The organism is Ruminococcus sp. RTP21204st1_B2_RTP21204_210225 (genome assembly GCF_040914135.1).
GTDB classification, from domain to species: Bacteria; Bacillota; Clostridia; order Oscillospirales; family Ruminococcaceae; genus Hominimerdicola; species Hominimerdicola aceti.
On the sequence record NZ_JBCPGA010000029.1, the window covers coordinates 1 to 24,004 of the forward strand.

General features: G+C 45.4%; 14 protein-coding genes. 2 read left to right on the plus strand and 12 right to left on the minus strand.

The window, feature by feature from the left end; all coding sequences use genetic code 11:
• Positions 1-304: 304 nt before the first annotated feature.
• The 8 genes from tuf to rpoB all read right to left on the minus strand — a co-directional run bounded on the left by tuf (position 305) and on the right by rpoB (position 14,635).
• Positions 305-1,504, minus strand: a complete 1,200-nt coding sequence (gene tuf / locus AB5123_RS09940) for an elongation factor Tu (protein ID WP_022288661.1) — start codon at positions 1,502-1,504, stop codon at positions 305-307.
• A gap of 114 nt (positions 1,505-1,618) precedes the next feature.
• Complete coding sequence (gene fusA / locus AB5123_RS09945) at positions 1,619-3,697, minus strand: elongation factor G (RefSeq protein ID WP_368364761.1); 2,079 nt, start codon at positions 3,695-3,697, stop codon at positions 1,619-1,621.
• A 21-nt stretch (positions 3,698-3,718) separates the two neighbouring features.
• Positions 3,719-4,189: a 30S ribosomal protein S7 gene (rpsG, locus tag AB5123_RS09950; RefSeq protein WP_022288663.1), complete on the minus strand. Its 471-nt coding sequence runs from the start codon at positions 4,187-4,189 to the stop codon at positions 3,719-3,721.
• Between the two features lie 195 nt (positions 4,190-4,384).
• Positions 4,385-4,810 (minus strand): 30S ribosomal protein S12, encoded by a 426-nt coding sequence (gene rpsL / locus AB5123_RS09955; RefSeq protein WP_022288664.1) that lies wholly within the window; start codon positions 4,808-4,810, stop codon positions 4,385-4,387.
• A 205-nt stretch (positions 4,811-5,015) separates the two neighbouring features.
• The gene (locus AB5123_RS09960; protein ID WP_368364762.1) at positions 5,016-6,359 is read right to left on the minus strand and encodes a hypothetical protein; all 1,344 of its coding nucleotides are present in this window, start codon (positions 6,357-6,359) and stop codon (positions 5,016-5,018) included.
• A 175-nt stretch (positions 6,360-6,534) separates the two neighbouring features.
• Positions 6,535-7,002, minus strand: a complete 468-nt coding sequence (locus AB5123_RS09965) for an RNA polymerase sigma factor (RefSeq protein WP_278461677.1) — start codon at positions 7,000-7,002, stop codon at positions 6,535-6,537.
• A gap of 110 nt (positions 7,003-7,112) precedes the next feature.
• Positions 7,113-10,691, minus strand: a complete 3,579-nt coding sequence (rpoC, locus tag AB5123_RS09970; RefSeq protein ID WP_117923166.1) for a DNA-directed RNA polymerase subunit beta' — start codon at positions 10,689-10,691, stop codon at positions 7,113-7,115.
• Positions 10,692-10,810: 119 nt separating this feature from the next.
• On the minus strand, positions 10,811-14,635 hold the full coding sequence (gene rpoB, locus AB5123_RS09975; RefSeq protein WP_117858490.1) for a DNA-directed RNA polymerase subunit beta: 3,825 nt from the start codon (positions 14,633-14,635) through the stop codon (positions 10,811-10,813).
• A gap of 1,533 nt (positions 14,636-16,168) precedes the next feature.
• Here rpoB and AB5123_RS09980 point away from each other — a divergent pair.
• On the plus strand, positions 16,169-17,116 hold the full coding sequence (locus AB5123_RS09980; protein ID WP_368364763.1) for an alpha/beta fold hydrolase: 948 nt from the start codon (positions 16,169-16,171) through the stop codon (positions 17,114-17,116).
• Positions 17,117-17,138: 22 nt separating this feature from the next.
• Complete coding sequence (locus AB5123_RS09985) at positions 17,139-18,668, plus strand: YifB family Mg chelatase-like AAA ATPase (RefSeq protein WP_368364764.1); 1,530 nt, start codon at positions 17,139-17,141, stop codon at positions 18,666-18,668.
• A 202-nt stretch (positions 18,669-18,870) separates the two neighbouring features.
• Here the strand turns inward: AB5123_RS09985 and AB5123_RS09990 are convergent, their stop codons facing one another.
• From AB5123_RS09990 to AB5123_RS10005, 4 genes are all read right to left on the minus strand, one after another.
• Positions 18,871-20,952, minus strand: coding sequence for an elongation factor G (locus tag AB5123_RS09990; RefSeq protein ID WP_256320762.1), 2,082 nt, complete (start codon positions 20,950-20,952; stop codon positions 18,871-18,873).
• Between the two features lie 601 nt (positions 20,953-21,553).
• The gene (locus AB5123_RS09995) at positions 21,554-22,156 is read right to left on the minus strand and encodes a dipicolinate synthase subunit B (RefSeq protein WP_329987888.1); all 603 of its coding nucleotides are present in this window, start codon (positions 22,154-22,156) and stop codon (positions 21,554-21,556) included.
• The gene (locus tag AB5123_RS10000) at positions 22,128-22,997 is read right to left on the minus strand and encodes a dipicolinate synthase subunit DpsA (RefSeq protein ID WP_118159193.1); all 870 of its coding nucleotides are present in this window, start codon (positions 22,995-22,997) and stop codon (positions 22,128-22,130) included. Before AB5123_RS10000 ends, AB5123_RS09995 begins: the two co-directional genes overlap by 29 nt.
• A gap of 130 nt (positions 22,998-23,127) precedes the next feature.
• Complete coding sequence (locus AB5123_RS10005) at positions 23,128-23,988, minus strand: histidinol-phosphatase HisJ family protein (protein WP_337777602.1); 861 nt, start codon at positions 23,986-23,988, stop codon at positions 23,128-23,130.
• Positions 23,989-24,004 lie beyond the last annotated feature (16 nt).

Sequence of the window (24,004 nt, forward strand, 5' to 3'; positions counted from 1 at the left end):
AGACGTGGCTTAAATGCCATGAATTTAGAAATTGCGATGATTTGCTGTGGTTTTAATCTGCATAAATTTCACTTGAAGAAGATCGCAATCAGAAAAGCAGCCTGAAAAAGATATTTTTCAACATTTTAATAATCGGCAAAAAGCGCTGTATTTTCTGCCGGTGTGTTTGCTGTACCCTTTTTTCAAGATTAGATAGTTCTTTTTTGCTGTGTGATATATTAAAACCCGTGGGCTTCCATATCGAGGAAATCCACGGGCTTTGTTGCGCTTTTTTTTACAGCGCCTTTATATAGCGAACTAAAAATTAGTCTCTAACAGCTGTAACGACGCCAGAACCTACTGTTCTACCACCCTCACGGATAGCGAAACGAAGTCCCTCTTCGATAGCGATTGGAGTGATAAGCTCAACATCCATCTCTACGTTATCGCCAGGCATGCACATTTCCTTGTCAGCAGGAAGTGTGATAACGCCAGTAACGTCTGTTGTTCTGAAATAGAACTGTGGTCTGTAGTTGTTGAAGAATGGAGTATGACGGCCGCCCTCTTCCTTCTTCAGAACGTAAACCTGACCTGAGAACTTTGTGTATGGGTGAATGGAACCTGGCTTACAAAGAACCTGGCCTCTCTGAATGTCAGATCTCTGGATACCACGGAGAAGTGCACCGATGTTGTCGCCTGCCTCAGCGTAGTCAAGGATCTTTCTGAACATCTCGATACCTGTTACAACAGTCTTTGGTCTCTCAGTTGAAAGTCCGAGGATCTCAACTTCGTCACCAGTCTTGAGCTGACCTCTTTCAACTCTACCAGTAGCAACTGTACCACGGCCTGTGATTGTGAATACGTCCTCAACAGGCATCAGGAATGGGAGATCAGACTTTCTGTCTGGTGTTGGGATAAATGTGTCAACAGCGTCCATAAGGTCAAGGATTGGCTTGTAAGCTGGATCTGAAAGATCGTCTGGAGCTTCAAGAGCTGCAAGAGCTGAACCCTTGATGATTGGAGTCTCGTCGCCAGGGAAATCGTACTTGTCGAGGAGCTCTCTGATATCCATCTCAACGAGGTCGAGAAGCTCTTCATCGTCAACCTGGTCAGCCTTGTTCATGAAAACAACGATAGCTGGAACGCCTACCTGTCTAGCAAGGAGAAGGTGCTCTCTTGTCTGAGCCATAGGACCATCAGAAGCAGCAACTACGAGGATAGCGCCGTCCATCTGAGCAGCACCAGTGATCATGTTCTTTACATAGTCAGCGTGGCCTGGGCAGTCAACGTGAGCATAGTGACGGTTCTTTGTCTCATACTCAACGTGAGCTGTGTTGATTGTAATTCCTCTCTCTCTCTCCTCTGGAGCTGAGTCGATGTTGTTGTAATCCTTCTTCTCAGCAAGACCTTCAAGAGCAAGAGTCTTTGTGATAGCAGCAGTAAGAGTTGTCTTACCGTGGTCAACGTGACCGATTGTACCAATGTTAACGTGTGGTTTGGTTCTTTCGAAATGTGCCTTTGCCATAGGAATTTTCCTCCTTAAAATTTAATAGTTTCCGATTTAACATACCGTAGTATAATTATATCAAATAAAATGCAAATTTGCAATAGAAAAAGCAGAAAATTTTCCGCAAATTTATTAGTCCTTGTTTCTTGAAGCCATGATCTTCTCAGAGATAGACTTTGGTACCTGAATGTAGCTGTCAGGCTCCATTGTGTACTGTCCACGACCCTGTGTCTTAGAACGCAGGTCATTTGAGTAACCAAACATTTCAGACAGTGGAACGAGAGCGTCTACCTGAACAGCACCAGTTCTCTGCTCCTGACCGAGGATCTGTCCACGACGGGAGTTGAGGTCGCCTATAACTGTTCCGAGATAATCATCAGGAGCGATAACGCAAACCTTCATGATAGGCTCAAGAATGATTGGTGAAGCCTTTCTCATAGCCTCCTTGAACGCCATAGAACCGGCGATCTTAAATGCCATTTCAGAAGAATCGACTTCGTGATAAGATCCATCGTACAGCTCGACCTTAACGTCAACTACCTGGAAGCCAGCGAGAACGCCGTTCTCCATAGCACCCCTGATACCTGCATCAACTGCTGGAATGTATTCCTTAGGAATAGCACCGCCGATAACCTTGTTGATGAACTCATAGCCCTTACCGGACTCGTTTGGCTCAACGTTGATCTTAACGTGACCGTACTGACCCTTACCACCTGACTGCTTAGCGTACTTGTAATCAACGCTTGCAGGAGCAGTAATTGTTTCCTTATATGAAACCTGAGGAGCACCGACATTTGCCTCTACCTTGAACTCACGGAGAAGTCTGTCTACGATGATCTCAAGGTGCAGCTCGCCCATTCCGGCGATAATTGTCTGACCTGTTTCCTCAGAAGTATAAGTTCTGAATGTTGGGTCCTCTTCAGCAAGCTTTGCAAGAGCGATACCCATCTTTTCCTGACCTGCCTTAGTCTTAGGCTCAATAGCGAGCTGGATAACAGGCTCAGGGAATTCCATTGACTCAAGAAGTACAGGGTGCTCTTCATCACAAAGAGTGTCACCTGTTGTTGTGTTCTTCAGACCGATAGCGGCACCGATATCACCAGCGTAGATAGTATCGATATCCTTTCTAGCGTTAGAGTGCATCTGAACGATTCTTCCTATTCTCTCGTCCTTATCCTTAGTGGAGTTATAAACTGTAGAACCGGCTGTCAGAACACCTGAATAAACTCTGAAGTAGCAGAGCTTACCAACGAATGGGTCTGTAGCAATCTTGAATGCGAGAGCAGCGAATGGCTGATCGTCGCCTGAAATTCTCTCAACTTCCTCACCTGTGTTTACGTCAGTACCCTTGATGTGTGGTACGTCGATAGGTGAAGGCATATAATCTACAATAGCGTCAAGAAGCTTCTGAACGCCCTTGTTTCTGTATGAAGTTCCGCAGGTAACAGGTACCATTGTGTTAGCGATAGTACTCTTTCTGATTACCTTCTTCATCTCGTCGATAGTGATCTCTTCGTCTGCGAAATACTTCTCAGCGAGATCGTCATCAACTTCTGCAAGATGCTCGATAAGGTCAGCGTGATACTGTTCAGCCTTTTCCTTAAGGTCCTCAGGAATCTCTTCCTGACGGATATCCTTTCCAAGGTCATCATAGTATACATAAGCCTTCATTTCGAGCAGATCGACGATACCCTTGAAGTCGTCCTCAGCACCGATAGGGAGCTGGATAGGAACGGCGTTACAATGAAGTCTTTCATGGAGCATATTCAAAACGTTGTAGAAGTTTGCACCCATGATATCCATCTTGTTGACATATACCATTCTTGGTACCTGATAGTTATCAGCCTGTCTCCAAACTGTTTCAGTCTGAGGCTCAACACCACCCTTAGCACAAAGAACTGTTACAGAACCGTCGAGTACACGAAGTGAACGCTCAACCTCAACTGTAAAGTCAACGTGGCCTGGAGTATCTATAATGTTGAGTCTGTGACCCTTCCAGTAGCAAGTAGTAGCAGCAGAAGTAATTGTGATACCTCTCTCCTTCTCCTGTGCCATCCAGTCCATTGTAGATGCACCGTCGTGTGTTTCACCGATCTTATAGTTTACACCGGTATAAAACAGGATACGCTCTGTAGTAGTAGTCTTGCCGGCGTCGATGTGTGCCATGATACCGATATTACGGTAGTCCTGCAATTTACATTCTCTTGCCATATATATCCTCCTTTATACCTCTTACCATCTGTAATGAGCGAAAGCCTTGTTTGCTTCAGCCATCTTATGAGTTTCGTCACGCTTCTTGCATGAACCGCCAACGCCGTTAAGAGCGTCGAGGATCTCTGCTGCGAGTCTCTCTCTCATTGTGTCCTCGTTTCTCTCACGAGAATACTTTGTTATCCATCTCAGACCAAGTGTCTGTCTTCTGTCAGGACGAACCTCCATTGGTACCTGGTAAGTCGCACCGCCTACACGGCGAGCCTTGACCTCCAGCTCAGGCATGATGTTATCCATAGCCTCCTGGAATACTTCAAGAGCAGGTCTGCCTGTCTTTTCTTCGACAATTTCAAATGCTCCGTAAACGATCTTCTGGGCAACACCCTTCTTACCGTCAAGCATGATGTTGTTTACAAGACGTGTAACAAGCTTAGAATTGTATACTGGATCCTGAAGCACGTCTCTCTTTGTAACTCTACCTCTTCTTGGCACTTTAATTCCCTCCTTCACAAATAATGAATTCACAGGTACTCGCTCTGTAACCACGGCACACAGCCGTTTTACAGCCCCGTCAGTTCCTTGTAGAGTCAACTAATATATATTAATCACTCCACATAAACTGTGGTCTTCGCAATATGCGACAATGAGTTATTACCTTGTTACTAAAATGAGCTTTTCAGTTTTTGATTACTTGGCTGCTCCTGCCTTTGGCTTCTTAGCGCCATACTTGGATCTCGCCTGCATTCTCTTAGCAACGCCCTGAGCGTCGAGAGTGCCTCTGATGATGTGATATCTTACACCAGGGAGGTCCTTAACACGTCCGCCTCTGATAAGAACAACGGAGTGCTCCTGAAGATTGTGTCCGATACCAGGGATGTAAGCTGTAACTTCGTTTCCGTTTGTGAGCTTAACTCTGGCAACCTTTCTCATAGCTGAGTTTGGCTTTTTAGGTGTAGCAGTTCTTACTACTGTGCAAACGCCACGCTTCTGTGGGCAGCTCTGATCGATAACTACCTTCTTCTTTGAGTTGAAACCCTTCTGAAGAGCAGGAGCTGTAGACTTGTCTGCAAGGACATTTCTTCCTTTTCTTACTAACTGGTTAAAGGTTGGCATATTTTCTCTCCTTTCATAGATTTGATACTATATGCTGATATACAATACATCAGCATACCTTGATATTATACACTATTCTCCGTCTCTTGTCAAGCACTTTTTCTTGACTTTTTTAACTTTTTGAAAATTTCAGTTAAATTTTCTGTCAAAAGCTATAAAAAGCACAGGGCAGCGGTTTTTCACGCACTGCCCTGCAAATTATCCCTCATTCCGTCTTGCTGTCTGTATCTAAAATTTCTCCTTTATCCGCCACTTCGACCTCTGTCTCGCTGAATCTATGATAAGTTATAACACAATCGCTGTCGTCAGTCTTGTCCGAATAGGTTATATCGTTTTGTACTTCGTTGATATAAAGTTTCAGATCATCACTAAAATAGGTGTTTGCACCCGTTGCAAATTTAATTGCAACGAGCCATTCATTTTCATCAAAGAAGTAATTTCTGTTTTTCTTTACCGTAGCACTTTGGAAACCATACAATTCATTATTAGTATCTTCCTGCTCCACAATATCCTTATAATTGGAAGTTATACTGAAATATCTTCCGTCCACCTTGATAATTATGCCTTCCTTTGACCCTCCTGCTGTGGAAACGTTTATGGCTTTACCCTTTTGAATTGGTGTTATTATCAGCGGATAGATAATATCCCTTTCGTAATTGTCAGCATCATAATTGATATGCTTAACAGAATTTACCAGCGTATCAATTTTAAATCCCCAGTCCTTTTCAACAGGATTTAGCACAATGCTGAAGTCGTCAGCTTGCAGTATCATATCTTCGTATATATGCTGTACACTATCAAGAATGAGCTTATCAAGCTTTTCCTTGCCTGTATCCTTTGAACTGTCGATATCATAAGCATAGGCTATTGATGATCTAAGTGAATAATAGAAGTCTGTTCCAAAGCTGTCGCCACCGACCGTTTCGCCAAGACCTGTTGCGATCTCATCCGAGTTCCAATTACTCAGATTATCGCAGTTTGTGCCGACTGCGATTTTTTCGCCCACTTTCAGTTCGTCCGCATAAACAAACTTCCCTGTGGTAACATCTTTCGCTCTGAAATCAAGTTTAAACGCAGCGTAATAGTGGTATTTCAGGTATTCATATTCATTCACAGTAACATAGTCGATCAATCCGCCCTTTTCAGAGGTGTATTTCTCAACATATATCTTATCGACAAAAAGATATCCCGTTCCGTCCGAGCCGCAGCCGGCATACGTTCCGACCGCCGTTATCTCTTTGTCTTTAACGACCTGCTTAAGCGCATTTTGTGCCTGTTCTAAATCAGCCGTAAGCTCAGTGCTGTCAAGGCTTTCCGAACTGTCTATACTTGGCTGCTGCATACCGACATTGATCTTATGCTCATCACCGCTGCGATAAAGGGTCAGCGCACCGCCCACCACCAGAAGCAAAGCCGCAAGCACCGCACCTGCAAGCTGAAAGCCTGTAAGTTTTGTTTTATTTTTCTCTGTAGGCTTGTCATACATAAGCACACTCTCCTTCCAATCCGAAGGAGTTTTTATACAGTAAAAAGCATTTATCTTTTTCATTTGCTGCCCCTTTCTGTGATATCCTCATTGCAAACTATACCTTCAGTCAATGTTATGCTGAAAGTCCAGCCCCAACATAATAGTTTTTACCTCTTTTGTAGGGGAGCGGCTCAATTTCTGTTTCACAGAAATGCGACGTCCCAATGCCCTAGTTTTTTATTGACATTTATATAGTTCACAACATTATCATATCCTTCAGTTGTTCTCTTCCACGTTTCAAATGCGTTTTTATGGTATTTTCCTTTATCTTCGTAAGCTGTGCTATCTCCTGCACTGACAGCTCCTCAAAGTAATAAAGATAAATACTATCCCGATATTTCGGGGGAAGTCTGAAAATAAGGTCAAGTATCTCTATGTCGCTGCCGTCCTTTGAGAAAGACGTTATGCTGTTCAGATCGACTGTGTTTTTCCTCAAACGATACCGCAAAACACTCCGGCATTCGTTGAGAGCCACTCTGATGAGCCACGCTTTCGGGTTTGGCGGCGTGCCTTTTTTCATCTGCTTGAAAAGCTTGAAGAACACGTTCTGATAGCAGTCCTCAGCGTCGGAAAAATTTCCCGTGTGCACCACGCAAAGCCTTGTTACCATATCCGAATACTCCTCTACAAGTTGGCGGTATTCGCTTTCGGTCATATTCTTCATGCTTTCACTTCCCTTCATATACTAAAACGCCGTGGCAGGCAAAAAGGTTTCATACAAAATAAAAAAAATCAGCCCGCATGAATGAACCATGCAGGCTGATATAAAAGTCATTAGAATAACGGTGTTTCTGCGGTGTTATGGTTAGCCGCACTCTCATTCTTGACCACCTGAACGTTGTTGTAAACGTCCATACCGGTGCCGGCAGGAATGAGCTTACCGATAATAACATTTTCCTTAAGACCCATGAGCTTATCGGTCTTGCCTCTGATAGCTGCGTCTGTAAGAGCCTTAGTTGTCTCCTGGAATGAAGCAGCCGACAGGAATGAATCCGAGTAGCTTGAAGCCTTTGTGATACCCTGAAGAACAGGAACAGTTGTGATAAGTCTTGCGTTCTCATCGCCGGCGTCGATCTGAGCCTGTATCTCCTCGTTGAGTCTTGCGACCTCTCCTCTGTCGATAAGTGAACCAGGGAGCAGATAGCTTGAACCGGAGTCGTCTATCTTGACCTTTCTCATCATCTGACGAACGATAACTTCAATGTGCTTATCGTTGATATCAACACCCTGCAGACGGTAAACCTTCTGAACTTCGGTGATGATGTAGTTCTGAACAGCCTTAGGACCATTAACTGCAAGGATATCAGCTGGGTTGATAGAACCCTCTGTGAGCGGCTCACCGGCTGTAACAGCCTGTCCCTCACGAACTCTTATCTTGTAGCCGTATGGGATAGCATAAGACTCCTGCTCAGGATTTTCAGTGTCCTCGCTTGTAACAGTGATCTGCTTGGTCTTCTTGACTTCCTCGATCCTAACTACGCCGTCGATCCTTGTGATGATAGCAGCACCCTTTGGACGTCTGCTCTCAAACAGTTCCTCGACTCTAGGAAGACCCTGTGTGATATCTTCCGCAGAAGCGATACCACCTGTGTGGAAGGTTCTCATTGTAAGCTGTGTACCAGGCTCACCGATAGACTGAGCGGAGATTACACCGACAGCCTCACCGACCTGAACGATATTTCCGTTTGCAAGGTTAGCGCCGTAGCACTTAGCGCAAACGCCATGCTTAGCCTGACACTGAAGAACTGATCTGATAGAGATAGAATCCTTGCCCTCAGCTTCAAGTGCAGCAACTATTCTTTCAGCGTCATGAACGTTTATGAGCTTGTTTCTTGAGCATATCATCTCGCCTGTCTTAGGATCCTTGAGATCCTCAACAAGATATCTACCCACAAGTCTCTCGCTGAGAGGCTCGATCATTTCGTTTCCGTTCTTTATGTCGAATATCTCGATACCAACGTGAGTACCGCAGTCCTCCTGACGAATGATAACGTCCTGAGAAACGTCAACAAGACGTCTTGTAAGGTAACCTGAGTCAGCAGTACGAAGCGCTGTATCGGCAAGTCCCTTTCTCGCACCTCTGGAAGAAATGAAGTATTCCAGAATGTTAAGACCTTCACGGTAGTTAGCTCTGATAGGCATCTCAATTGTTGAACCTGATGTGTTGGCGATAAGTCCACGCATACCTGCCAGCTGTCTGATCTGGTTGATAGAACCACGGGCACCTGAGTCAGCCATCATGTTGATTGGGTTATATGGGTCAAGGTTAGCTTTCAGAGCCTCTGTAACTTCGTCTGTAGCGTTGTTCCAGATCTCAATGAACTTCTTTGACTTCTCTTCTCTTGAAATATAACCTCTCTTATACTGCTTGTCTATCTTGTCAACAAGTCCGTCAGCCTTTGCAAGGATATCCTTCTTAGCCTCAGGGATAGAAGCGTCGCATACTGCAACTGTGATAGCAGACTTTGTAGAATACTTATAACCAAGGCTCTTGATGTTGTCGAGAACTTCGGAAGTAGTAGTAGTACCATGCTTCTGGATACATTTATCAATGATATCAGAAAGCTGCTTCTTCTTTACAAGGAAGCTTATCTCAAGATCGAACTGCTTTTCTGAATTTGTTCTGTCAACAAAGCCAAGGTTCTGAGGAATGATAGAGTTGAAGATAAGTCTTCCGACTGTAGCGTCTATCACCTTTGATACCTGCTTGTCGCCTATCTGCTTGGTAATTCTTACCTTGATAGCAGCATGAAGTGAAACGATGTGCTGATCGTAAGCCATAAGAGCCTCGTTCACATCTCTGAACACCTTGCCCTCGCCAGGCTCGCCGTCCTTCTTCAGTGTCAGGTAGTAAGAACCAAGTATCATATCCTGTGTAGGAACTGCAACAGGGCGTCCGTCTGAAGGCTTCAACAGGTTGTTGGCAGCCAGCATAAGGAATCTTGCCTCAGCCTGAGCCTCTGCTGAGATCGGCAGGTGAACAGCCATCTGGTCGCCGTCGAAGTCAGCGTTGAACGCTGTACAAACCAGTGGGTGAAGCTTGATAGCTCTGCCCTCTACAAGGATAGGCTCGAATGCCTGAATACCAAGTCTGTGAAGTGTAGGCGCACGGTTGAGCATTACAGGGTGACCCTGAATAACGTTTTCAAGTGCGTCCCAAACCTCTGGCTCAGCTCTGTCTACCTTTTTCCTTGCAGACTTGATGTTGATAGTAGGATTGGTGTCAACAAGTCTTTTCATAACGAAAGGCTTGAACAGCTCAAGAGCCATTTCCTTTGGCAGACCGCACTGATACATCTTAAGCTCAGGGCCTACGACGATAACAGAACGTCCTGAATAGTCAACACGCTTACCAAGAAGGTTCTGTCTGAAACGTCCCTGCTTACCTTTGAGCATATCTGAAAGTGACTTGTATGCTCTGTTGTTAGGACCTGTAACAGGTCTGCCGTGTCTGCCGTTGTCGATAAGTGCGTCAACAGCTTCCTGAAGCATTCTCTTTTCGTTTCTAACGATGATGTCAGGTGCTTCAAGCTCCAGCATTTTCTTAAGACGGTTATTTCTGTTGATAACACGTCTATAAAGGTCATTAAGGTCGCTGGTTGCGTATCTTCCGCCGTCCAGCAGTACCATAGGTCTGATATCAGGTGGTATAACAGGTATAGCCTCCAGTATCATCCACTCAGGTCTGTTGCCTGATGTTCTGAAAGCTTCAACGATCTCCAGTCTTTTCAGAAGCTTGATACGCTTCTGACCCGCAGGAAGATCCTTCAGCTCAGTTTTAAGCTCTTCTGAAAGCTTCTCGAGATCGATCTCTTCAAGAAGCTCCTTGATAGCCTCAGCGCCCATGCCGGCTCTGAACTCGTCCTCGTCATACTTTTCCTGCATTTCGCTATAATCCTTTTCAGTAAGGAGCTGACCCTTGATAAGCTCAGTGTTACCTGGATCTATAACGATGTATTTTGTGAAGTAAAGAACTTCTTCAAGTCTTTTCTGTGATATTTCAAGCATCTGTCCTATTCTTGACGGAGTTCCCTTGAAATACCAAATGTGAGAAACAGGTGCAGCAAGCTCAATGTGACCCATTCTCTCTCTACGAACCTTGGCTCTTGTTACCTCAACGCCGCAACGCTCGCAGACTTTGCCTTTAAAGCGAATTTTCTTATATTTACCGCAGTGACACTCCCAGTCCTTTGAAGGTCCGAATATCTTTTCGCAGAACAATCCGTCCTTTTCCGGCTTCTGAGTACGATAGTTTATTGTTTCAGGTCTGGTAACAACGCCGTAAGACCACTCACGGATCTTCTGAGGCGAAGCAAGACCGATCTTGATTGATGCAAACTCATTGAATTCCAACAGCAGTACCCTCTTCCTGTTTAGTTTGAAGCACGGCAACAGCCGACTTCTATATGAAACGGTCGCAAGGGCGGAGCCTTCCGCCCTTTGACCTCAGCTTATTTAGTTACTGTGCAAAATTATTCACCGTCATTAAGGAACAGATCAGACTCGTCGGAAGCTGCGCTGCCCTCCAGTTCGGAAGTGCCGTTCTCGTCTTCAGCCATGAAGCCCTCGTCGAGATCGCCCTCGTCAACGCCGAAATCGATATGATCTTCGATAGCAGGCTGTGGAACAAGCTCCTCGTCCTCGTCAAACGACTGCTTAAGATCTATTTCCTCGTTATTGATGTTGAGTACCTTGAGATCCAGACCAAGTGACTGAAGCTCCTTAACAAGTACCTTGAACGCCTCAGGAACACCAGGCTTAGGAACATTCTGTCCCTTAACGATAGCCTCGTATGTCTTGACTCTTCCCACAGTATCGTCAGACTTAACTGTAAGGATCTCCTGAAGTGTGTAAGCAGCACCGTAAGCTTCGAGCGCCCAAACTTCCATTTCTCCGAATCTCTGACCACCGAACTGAGCCTTACCGCCGAGTGGCTGCTGTGTTACCAGTGAATAAGGACCAACTGAACGTGCGTGTATCTTATCGTCTACGAGGTGGTGGAGCTTCAGGTAGTACATATAACCGACTGTAACTCTGTTATCGAACTTCTCGCCTGTTCTTCCGTCATAAACAGTGAACTTGCCGTCCTCGCTCATGCTCAGTGCGTTAGGGTTGATGACCTCGTCCATTGTGTGGAGAGTGAATTCATCGTCCTTATGCTCCAGATAATTCTGCTGAGCCATTTTGAAGCATTCTCTGATGTCTGCCTCGTGAGCGCCGTCGAATACAGGAGTCATTATCTTCCAGCCAAGAGCCTTTGCCGCCATACCAAGATGAACCTCAAGCACCTGACCGATGTTCATACGAGAAGGTACGCCCAATGGGTTAAGACAGATATCAAGCGGAGTACCGTCCTCAAGGAATGGCATATCCTCCTGTGGGAGTATTCTTGAAACGACACCCTTGTTACCGTGACGACCCGCCATCTTATCGCCCACAGAGATCTTTCTCTTCTGTGCGATATAGCATCTGACGAGCATATTTACTCCAGGAGAAAGCTCGTCGCAGTTCTCTCTTGTGAATATCTTAACATCAATGATAGTACCGGCCTCGCCGTGAGGTACCTTAAGAGAATTATCTCTAACTTCTCTAGCCTTCTCACCGAAGATAGCTCTCAGAAGTCTTTCCTCAGCTGTCAGCTCAGTTTCACCCTTAGGTGTTACCTTACCAACAAGTATATCTCCCGAGCGAACCTCTGCGCCTATTCTTATGATACCGTTCTCGTCCAGATCCTTAAGAGCGTCCTCGCCAACGTTAGGGATATCTCTTGTGATCTCCTCAGGTCCGAGCTTTGTATCTCTGGCTTCTGTCTCATACTCTTCAATATGGATAGAAGTGTACTTATCCTGCTTTACAAGGTTTTCGTTCAGAAGAACGGCGTCCTCGTAGTTGTAACCTTCCCAAGTCATGAAGCCGATAAGAGCGTTCTTACCAAGTGAAAGCTCGCCGTTTGAGGTAGCAGGGCCGTCACCGATTATCTGATTAGCTTCAATTCTCTCGCCCTTATTGACGATAGGTCTCTGGTTTGTGCAAGTACCTGCGTTGGAACGCTTGAACTTAGTCAGCTCATAAGTTCTGAGCATACCGCTGTCCTCACGGATAACGATCTTGTCAGCGTCAACGCTCTCAACAACGCCTGCGTTCTTAGAAACAACAGCAACGCCTGAATCAAGACAAGCCTTGTATTCCATACCAGTACCAACGATAGGAGACTCAGTCTTGAGCAGAGGCACAGCCTGTCTCTGCATGTTTGAACCCATGAGCGCACGGTTAGCGTCATCGTTCTCAAGGAACGGGATACAAGCAGTAGCCACAGAAACTACCATTTTAGGTGAAACGTCCATGAAGTCGATCTTCTCTCTCTCTATCTCGAGGATCTGATCTCTGTATCTGCCGTTTACCTTAGGTCTGGCAAACTTGTTATCCTCAGTAAGAGGCTCGTTTGCCTGAGCGACCATGTAGTTATCTTCAACGTCAGCCGTCATATAAACAACTTCGTCAGTTACAACGCCTGTTTCCTTGTCAACACGTCTGTAAGGAGCTTCGATAAAGCCGTACTCGTTTATCCTTGCGAAAGAAGCAAGGTAAGAGATAAGTCCGATGTTAGGACCTTCAGGCGTCTCGATAGGACACATTCTGCCGTAGTGAGTATAGTGAACGTCACGGACCTCAAATCCGGCACGGTCTCTTGAAAGACCGCCAGGGCCGAGGGCTGAAAGTCTTCTCTTATGAGTAAGCTCAGCCAGAGGGTTGTTCTGATCCATGAACTGTGACAGTGGAGAAGAACCGAAGAACTCTCTGATAGCCGCAGTGATAGGTCTTATATTGATAAGAGCTGTAGGAGTAACGACCTCAGTGCCCTGTGACTGAATGTTCATTCTCTCACGGATAACTCTTTCCATTCTTGTGAAACCGATCCTGAACTGGTTCTGAAGAAGCTCGCCTACTGAACGGATTCTTCTGTTGCCAAGATGGTCGATATCGTCAACAGTACCAACGCCCTCGCAAAGGTTGAGGAAGTAAGAAACCGTAGCGATAATATCATCGATAGTGATGTGCTTTGGAACGAGGTCGTCAGCCTTAAGTTTGATGTTCTCCTTAAGTTCTTCCTCATTCTCAGAATCCTCAAGAATTTCCTTGAGAGCCTTGAAAGATACCTTTTCGTTGATGCCAAGCTCAGTGCAGTCAAAATCAACATAAGCGTTGATGTCTACCATGCCGTTGCCTATGATCTTAACTTCACACTCTTCAAGCTTTGTAACAGCCTCGCCTGTTGCGGAAGTAAGATGCTCCTTTACCTCAACGTCAACGTAAGCCTCCATAACACCTGCGGTCTCGATCTCCATAGCCTTATCAAAGCTGATAAGATCGCCAGCCTCAGCCATTACCTCGCCTGTCATAGGATTTACAACAGGTCTTGAAAGTCTGTGACCTGAAAGTCTTGAACCAACGCCAAGCTTCTTGTTGTACTTATATCTGCCAAATCTTGAAAGATCATATCTCTTAGCGTCAAAGAACAGGTTGTTCAGGTGAGTAACAGCAGAATCTACTGTAGGAGGCTCGCCCGGACGGAGCTTCTTGTAAACCTCAAGAAGAGCTTCCTCTCTGTTAGCAGTCTGATCCTTCTGCATGATAGTCTGAGTAAGTCTTTCATCAGGACCGAAAACTTCCTCGATCTCCTCGTTAGTACCAATACCGAGCGATCTCAGGAAAGTAGTAAGAGGGATCTTTCTGTTTTTATCGATTCTGACATAAACCACGTCGTTAGAATCCATTTCATATTCAAGCCAAGCACCTCTGTTAGGGATAACAGTTGTCTTGAACAGATCCTTACCGGTCTTGTCCTTATCAAAAGCGTAATAAACACCTGGTGAACGCACCAACTGAGAAACGATAACACGCTCTGCACCGTTGATAACAAAAGTTCCGCTGTCGGTCATTTTAGGGAAGTCACCCATAAATACCTCGGACTCCTTGATCTCGCCGGTCTCGGTATTGTTAAGTCTTGCAGTAACTCTCAGTGGCACTGCATAAGTTACATCTCTCGCCTTGCACTCTGCAACAGAATACTTAGCCTCTTCGTCGAAATGGTATCCAACAAAAGTCAGCTCCAGCGTACCATTATAATCAGTAATAGCTGAAACATCTCTGAAGACCTCCTTCAGACCTTCATCGAGGAACCACTGATAAGAGTTCTTCTGCACTTCAATAAGGTTAGGCATCTCCAGAACCTCATTGATCTTGGCAAAGCTCTTTCTCGTGTTCTTACCAAGTTTTACGTCCTTGACATTCACCATAGGCTCAATCACTCCTTAATTTATTTGGAAAATACATTTATATAATACTATATAACAATCGTATTCGCCAGTGGTTTTGGCGGTGTTTTCCATGATTTTCTGCACTCAAAAACGCATGAAATAGGTGGAAAACTCCATTATGATACAGTATACTATTATATAATATTAGCAAGTCCTTGTCAAGCATTTTAGCTTACACTTCTCACCGATTTTCCTATTTTCTCCGATTTGAACAAAAATCGCACAATTCGACGCAGAAACTTCTACTATTACCAATGTGTTATCAAATCGTAAATTTTTTCGTTTACCCAGCTGCTTTTATCACCCTCCGCCTCATTATCTCCACCCTAACCTACCCTTTATTTCATTACTATCTGCACCAACTTGTCTGCCATTACATAATAATTCCGATTTACTTGTCATATCCAACAAAAAATCACTTAACAAATTGTGCAAACAAATGATTTATATTTTAATTTGGCAACATTTCAGCAATTGTTGCATTTTTTATGCAACAAAAGTGGTGATTTTCGGGATAAGTAGAAAGCGTTTTGATACTTGCGGGCACGTACAAGCCCTGCGACTTAGTGAAACCGAGGTGAGTTTCTGGAACAGGCTGTAGAGTACTTGTGTCAAAGCGTGGGTGTGCATTGCGGTATTTTGTGTATGCAAAACCTAGGGCATTATACTCGGTGACACACCCCGGACGCAACTTGAAAATTGAATATATATATCGGACAAAATTACGGCAACAAATCTGTAGGGGCGAACAGCGTTCGCCCGTCGAAGAAACAAGTCCACGATTACAACCATTGTAGGACAGAACAAAAAACTATCCTATCACGCTTGTAGGGGCTTGGCGAAATTTCTGTTCGCAAGCTCACAGAAATGCGACAGCCCGCTCGAAGTGACGAGGTTTGAATTTACCATAAAGTCATGCAGATGTACAAAGACGTGCGAGGGGGTCGGGACGTCGGATTTCTGCAAAGCAGAAATTGCGCCGCTCCCCTACAATTCTGAAATTATAACAAATTCTGAACACGGGCGAACGCTGTTCGCCCCTACAGTTATTTGGGATAGTTTATTCCTCCGCAAAATCGCTCCGCTCTTTGCGTATCTACATTGCGCTTAGGGCTAGAAAGGCGGTGCAGATTTAATTCTCCGATATCACTTTTATCTGATATCTGACTTCTATATGCTTTTGATACTACAATCTGCACCTTGTCGGCTTGCGCCGAATGAGGCTCTGCCTCATACTCCGCTAGGGGCTTTGCCCCTAGACCCCACAAGCCCTCTAGCGCCGGGCTTGAGCGTGCGCTTTATCTCTCGCTTCGCTCGGTGCTTTATTTTACTTTATGCTTGCAATTTACTTTGGTCTGCTATGCTCATTCCTCATTCCTCATTCCTCACTCCTCCCTCCTCAATTAAACTCCGCTCCTATTAAAAACTTCCCCTTGATTATTCCCCCAAAAAGTGCTATACTATTGATAAGTAAAATTGTACGAAATCCTAACCCCAAGGAGGTAAATTTCTATGAATTGTACTCATTTCAAAAGCTACTATCTGTCCTCTGACGGACTTCATAAGATCGCGTATTACGTTCGTTTCCCTATCGGCACAGTAAGAGGTGTCGTTCAAATATCCCACGGTATGTGCGAATATTTCAGACGTTATGACGACCTCGCTGAGTTCCTCACAGGCTTGGGCTTCGCAGTATGCGGAAACGACCACCTCGGTCATGGCGACAGTGTGAACGACAGCTCCGAGCTTGGCTACTTCTCCCCTGAACATGGCTGGGAAAACGCTGTCGAGGATATGTATACTCTCACAAAAATGATGAAACACAACTACCCTGACAAGCCGTATTTTCTTCTCGGTCACAGCATGGGAAGCTTCCTTGCAAGAGCTTTTGTCACCAAGCATGGCAGAAACCTCACAGCGGCTATCTTCTGTGGAACAAGCGGCGGCATGGAGGGTATCCCTGCTTTGCTCACCCTTGTTGACAGCCTCAAAATACTCCATGGTGATAAATATAGGAGCAACGCCGTAAATAAGCTTGCTTTCGGTGCTTATACAAGAAAAATTACCGATAAGGTCAGCGAATATGATTGGATATCCCGTGACCCTGAAATAGTTTCCACCTACGAAAAAGACCCTAAATGCAACTTTATTTTCACCCTAAACGGCTTTGAAAATCTTGCAAAGCTTTTGTGGTATGTTTCAAACGAAAAGTGGTTCTCCACCTATCCGAAAACTTTGCCTACCTATCTTATAGCAGGCAGTGGCGACCCTGTGGGAAACTACGGAAAAGGCGTACTAAGCGTGTTCAACAGGCTGTCCCTCAACGGCTGTGACGTTGAGATGAAGATATACGAAAATGCACGTCACGAGCTTGTGAACGAAACCAACCGCCGTGAGGTGTATAATGATATTGCAGATTTTCTGCTCGATATCATAAGCTCTGAAATGTGTTCAGATTAAGCCGTAAGGGAGAGAAGTCAACGTGTTTGCTTTAATAAACAGTGTAGGTCTGCTGGGGCTTAATGCCTTTGCGGTCAAGGTGGAGATAGAAGCTTCAAAGGGTCTGCCCTCTTTCGATATCGTGGGACTTGCAGACGCATCTGTAAAAGAAAGCCGTGAACGTGTGCGTTCTGCACTGCGTTCAAGCGAGATAACATTGCCTCTGAGAAAAATAATCATAAATCTTGCACCTGCCGATGTGAGAAAAACAGGCTCGGTCTATGACTTAGCCGTGGCAGTTGCACTCTTGCGAATGGCTGACCTTGTTGATGACAGTATGCTTTCCACCTCCGCTTTTATCGGCGAGCTTTCTCTCAGCGGAGAAGTAAGACCTGTTCAGGGCGTTTTGCCTATGACCATAATGGCGCAGAAAATGGGACTTTCTGAGATATATGTTCCTGCCGACAATGTTCGTGAAGCTTCCGTTGTGGAGGGTATAAAAGCCTATGGCGTAAGGTCTTTGCGTGAGCTTGTTTTTCACTTTGAGAAAAAGGCGGCAATAGTTCCTGCGGCACACTATAAGCCCACCGCTGAAAGCTATTTCGGAAGTCTTGATTTTGCCGACGTAAAAGGACAATCAGCGGCAAAAAAAGCATTGGAGGTCGCAGCGGCAGGCGGTCACAATGTGCTTATGATAGGTTCGCCTGGCTCAGGAAAATCAATGCTTGCAAAACGTATGCCGTCGATACTTCCTGCCATGACCTTTGAGGAGTCTATAGAAACCACAAATATCCATTCTGTGGCAGGACTTTTGGACAGCAACAGTCCTCTTATCACCACCAGACCTTTCCGTTCACCGCATCATACAGTTTCACCGGCAGGACTTTCAGGCGGCGGCTCTGTGCCAAAGCCCGGTGAGATATCACTTGCACATAACGGCTTGCTTTTTCTTGACGAGCTTGCAGAGTTTTCACGCCCTGCCCTTGAGATCTTACGTCAGCCTTTGGAGGACAGGCAGGTGACCATATCCAGAGTGTCAGGGTCGATAACATACCCATGTTCGTTCATGCTTATCGCTGCAATGAATCCTTGTCCATGCGGATATTTTGGTCACCCAACAAGAAAGTGCATATGCTCTCCGAAACAAGTTTCAAGCTATCTTTCCAAAGTCAGCGGACCACTTCTCGACCGTTTTGACATTCATTTGGAGGTCGCACCTGTTGAGTTTGCAGATCTTTCTTCCACTGCCAAAGAGGAGTCATCAGCGTCCATAAGAGAGCGTGTTCAAAAAGCCCGTGACATACAAAACGAGCGTTTCAAAGGCACTAGCATAACCTGCAACGCACGAATAACCTCTGATATTCTTCACGAGGTCTGCCCTGTGACATATGAGGCTTCAAAGCTTTTGGAGAACGTTTTTGACAGGCTGGGACTTTCAGCAAGAGCCTATGACCGCATACTTAAAGTCGCACGAACTGTTGCGGATATGGACGGTGCAAAGGTCATAGACAAAAAGCATATCGCAATGGCTGTTCAGTATCGAAGCCTTGACAGAAAATATTGGAATGGGTGATATGTGCGTCACATAAAAGCTGACAGGAAACGGGCGAACTGTTCGCCACTACTATGGTGTATTCAAATACATATGATAATTGCAGACGGTTTTTATGCCGTCTGTTTTTTTGTGCAAAAAAGTACGGGAACGCCCGAAACATTCCCGTACTGTCCTTATCACAATTCTATAATTATCCCTTAAAAATTCTATTCCAAAAAAATCAATCTGCCACTGCGTTTTTTGCGATAACGTCTGCAACAAGATTTGCAGGAAGTGGCTCGTAACGTGCTTTTTCAAAGGTGAACACGCCCTGACCCTGTGTCATTTGTCTCAGAAGCAGTGTGAAGTCTGCCATTTCAGCCATTGGAACTTCGGCAACTATCTCGGTCATACCCTTCTTTTCCGCAGGATTCATGCCAAGAACTCTGCCTCTTCTCTTATTAAGCTCGCCCATCATGTCACCAGTGTTATCGTCAGGTACGAAAACGCTCAAGGAGCCGATCGGTTCGAGGAGAACAGGCTCCGCCTGACGCATACCCTCTTTGTATGCGATAGATGCTGCCATTTTGAATGCCATTTCTGAGCTGTCAACAGGGTGATATGAGCCGTCCACAAGGATAGCTTTCAGACCTACTACAGGGAAACCTGCGAGAACGCCTTTCTTTACGCTTTCCTGCAAGCCCTTTTCTACGGCTGGGAAGAAGTTCTTTGGAACTGCTCCGCCAAACACCTTTTCTTCAAATACAAGGTCGTCAGATACGCATGGCTCAAATTCTATCCAAACGTCACCATACTGACCGTGACCGCCTGACTGCTTCTTATGTCTGCCCTGCACCTTGACTTTCTTTCTGATAGTTTCACGATAGGAGATCTTAGGCACAGAAGTTTCTACTTCAACGCCGAATGTTCCTGCAAGTCTGCCCACAACTGAATCAAGGTGAAGTCCGCCCAAGGTGCTGAGTATCATTTCGTTTGTTGACGGGTCGAGCTTGTAATCTATAGTAAGATCTTCTTCCATAAGTCTTGTCATTGCGGCGGATATCTTGCTTTCATCGCCCTGCTTTTTAGCTCTTACTGCCATTTTGTAGCATGGCTTAGGGAAGGTCATAGGTGCAAACTTAACAACTCTTGCGGAGTCACAGATAGTATCGTTGGTGTTCACGTTCATCTTCATTGCAACAACGATATCTCCACAGCCTGCTTCGGCAACGTCTATCTGCTTTTTGCCCTGAAGCGTAACAAGCTTTCCGACCTTTTCGGTGCTTCCTGTGGTAGCGTTCACAACCTCCTTGTTAGGTGTAAGCTTTCCTGAAAATACCTTCATGTATGACATCTTGCCAACAAATGGGTCAGCAACTGTCTTGAATACAAATGCGCTCATAGGGTCGCTTTCAACGCAAGCGACCTCAACAGCTTCGCCGTCTGCTGTTTCGCCTATCATAGCGTCCTTTTCTGACGGAGGAGGGAGCAGCAGGTCTATCTCCTTAAGGAGCATATCAACACCTGAGAGGTCTGTGGAAGAAACGCAGGTAACAGGAGTTATAATGCCTGAGTTCATGCCGCTATGTATTCCGTCGGTAAGCTCTTTCTGTGTGAATGCTTCGCCTGAGAAGAACTTTTCAAAAAGCGCCTCGTCAGTTTCTGCAACGGCTTCGGACACGGCTTCAATAAGTCCATCGATACGATAACCCATTTTCTCTGATACATCAGCTGTAGGCATATCGGTTTCAACTGCCTTGCCGTCTTCATACTTATATGCTTTCATCTCAATGAGATTTACATAAGAAACTATCTTTCTGTCTGCGATAACAGGCACAACAACAGGGCAAACTGTAGGTCCGAACTCTGCTTTGAGCTGAGTAAGAACGTTATTGAAGTTTGCGTTATCGTCATCAAGTTTTGTTACAACGAACATTGTAGGCTTGCCCATTTTCTTTGCAAGGTCATAAGCCTTGTGAGTACCTACACGAACGCCCGATTTACCTGATACAGTGATGAGTACGCAACCGCTTGCGGCAATGCCCTCAACAGCTTCGCCCTCATAATCGAACATACCGGGAGTATCAAGAAGATTTACCTTGAACTCGCCAGTTTCCAAAGAAGAAAGAGATGTGTAAACAGAACATTTTCTCTTTATCTCATCAGGGGTATAATCAGAAACAGTGTTTCCGTCAGTTATCTTGCCGAGCCTGTCAGTAGCTCCGCTTTTATATAGCAATGCCTCAGTCAGAGAGGTCTTTCCAGAACCTGCCTGACCTGCAATAGCAATATTTTTTATTTTTGTGCTGTCGTATTTTTTCAAGTTGATCGCTCCAATCTATGCCGTTGGACGGCTTAATGTGATATGCAGTATAATTATATGTATCATTTACACAAAATATATCAACCGCATAAGATAATTATATACTATTTTCACATAAATAGCAAGAGTGGAAAGAAAATTTTCTTTCGTGAATGTGAACAAAGTTTAGACTTGTTATAAAGCAGATTGCACAAGGGGGGGAAGAAGTGAGGAGTGAGGAATTAGGAATGAGGAAGGAGCAAAGCTGCCCCCAAGCACCGAGCGAAGCGAGAGATAACGCGCACGGTCAAGCCCGGCGCTGGAGGGCTTGCAGGGTCAAGGGACAGAGTCCCTTGTGGAGTTTGAGGCAAAGCCTCAATCGGCGACAGCCGACCAAGCGGTGCAGAACAAAGTAAAAAAGCATACAGAAGTTAGATATCTAATAAAAGTGATATCGGAGAATTAAATCTGCACCGCTTTTCTATCCCATAGAGCAACGTATATCCGCAAAGAGCGAAGCGATTTTGCGGCGGCAGGACTTGCCCGAATATCTGTAGGGGTGCGGTTATCAGAGATGTGTGAATGCAAAAAAAGCCCTCCGAGCGTATCGGAGAGCTTTGCGTTATTTTACCCTTATGACAGGCTGAAGCTGTATCCCTTCAAGAGCCGACTGAATAGTTTCGGGTATGAGTTCAAACTCAGCCACTATGGAGTTTGGCTTCTTTTCGCAGTTGTCCTGCGCATATGGTACGAAATAGTAGTTTCTCAGATTTTGCAGATAACCTATGTTTTTAGCACACCCTGCCAGTGCGTCATTTGTCGATATGGCGATGACCACGGGACGAGCATTTCTCAGGTGACTTTTTACCGCCATGGTGGCTGGAGTGTCCGTCAAGCCAAGAGCAAGCTTTGCTGCCGTGTTTGAGGTGCAGGGTGCTACTACCATGATATCACACATCTTTTTCGGTCCGATCGGCTCGGCTTCTTCTATGGTGCGTATGACCTTGCGGCCTGCTATGGTTTCAAGGCGTTTGATGTTTTCTTCCGCTGTGCCAAAACGTGTAGATATAGATGCGGCGTTGAAAGACATTATTGGCACAAGCTTTGCGCCCTGCTGAACAAGCCGTTCTGCGGCGGCAAATGCCTTTTCAAAGGTGCAGAAGGAGCCGGTCATGCAAAAGCCTATTCGTATGCCGTCAAGTGACATTCTTTGTTCCCCTTTCATTCAAAATGTCCGTGACTGTTCGGGCGATTATCTCTCCTGCAGTCATAGGTGCGGCTTTGGCTGGAAGTCCCAATGCCCATACCACACGCCTGTTCAGCTTTGCGGCAGTTTCATGATCTACTCCGCCAGGTCGGGAGGCAAGGTCTATGATAAGAGAGTTTTTATCCATTACGCCCAAAAGCTTTTCATCAAGTATCATGGCAGGGACAGTGTTTATTATTATAGTATACCCCGAAATATTGTCCGCAAGAGCTGTGATAAGCTCCGCCTTATAGCCTGCGCCCTCGGCTTCTGCAAGCGCAGAAAGCTTTCTTGCGGATATAGTCACATCTGCGCCGACAGCCCGAAAAAGCTTAGCGCAGGCTTTCGCTACTCTGCCATAGCCAATAACTAGGACGGTGGAACCGTTCACGGTGACAGCAAGCTCCTGCATGGCTATTTGCAAAGCGCCCTCCGCCGTGGGGATACAATTTCTTATAACAAGCTCCTCTCGCTTATAGTAATCCTTAACATCGAAGCCGAGAGAGGAGAAATATTCTATTTGATCACGACGGAGCAGACCGCCTGCCACGAGTGCATTTTTCTTTAAATGCGTTGAAACGTCACTGCATGATACCTTTACATTACGGCTAGAAGAGATATCCAGCCCGTCAGCTTTCATGAGAGGAAGTACGAGAACGTCCGCCTTTTCGGTGAGCTGATCGAGATGAGCGAGGGGGATAGTGTCCTCGCCTTTATCGTCCATGCCGTAAGTATAGACCCTGCCGATTTTAGTGAGAGTCTGAGCTGTATATGTTTGTCTTGCGTCACCGCCGACGCAGAGGAAAACTGTTTTTTTCATATGGATACCTCCTGTGGGACTATGCCTGATAGAGTTATATATAATTATATGTATCGGTAGGCTAAATGTTACCGGCAAAACAAAACGCCCTATCCCTGCAAAGCAAGAATTGCGGCGCTTTGATATGATATCATATTTCTATCTTGATAAACTTCGGCTCGTGCTTTTTGAAATAGGTCAGATACTTAAAGCCTGCCGCCTGCGCCATTTCTACGCCTGCGGAAATATCTCTGCCGATATCTGCGGTGCAGTGGGCGTCTGAGCCTATGGTCAATATCTCGCCGCCGAGGGCTTTGTAGAGCTTCACATAGCCAAGGTCCGGGAGTGGCTTGCCGTACTTCTGCCTTAATCCCGACACGTTTATCTCTATGCCCTTGCCTTTTTGGATAAGTGTACAAAAAATTTCTCTGATAATATCTTCATATGTAGAAAGATCTATTTGTATACCGCAATCTCCTTGGATATATCGCAGAGGATAGGTTAGGTGTCCTAAAACGTCTAACTTGCCCCATTTGCACATTTCAAGCATTTCTTTGAAATAGTCGTCAAGAAGAGCATAGGTTTGCGACAAGTCCATATTTTTGTACTCTATCCAATAGAAATCGTCCTTGCATTTATTCTGATGATGTGATCCGATGATAAAATCAAGGCGTTTGTCGGAGGCTATCTCTTCGGCAAATTCTATATCCTGCAAAGGCTGACCAAGCTCTATTCCGCAGAGAAAATTTAAACCCTCCAGATGCTGGGAAGCTTCATACTGGGCGACTATGCTTGCGGGGGCATACTCCCCCGAGCCGTACATCATGCCGTCTTTCAGGGCTTCAGGGTCACCGTAATGGTCGGCTTTGTAGCGAAAATTGCAATCGCAATGGTCAGTTATGGCAAATGCCGCCAAGCCAAGCTCTTTGGCTTTTGCTAAAGACTGTTCTACAGTTCCCTCACCATCTGGGGAAAAGCCTGTGTGGGTGTGCATATCTATAAGAGTTTTCATAGGTTCTCCTATCTGT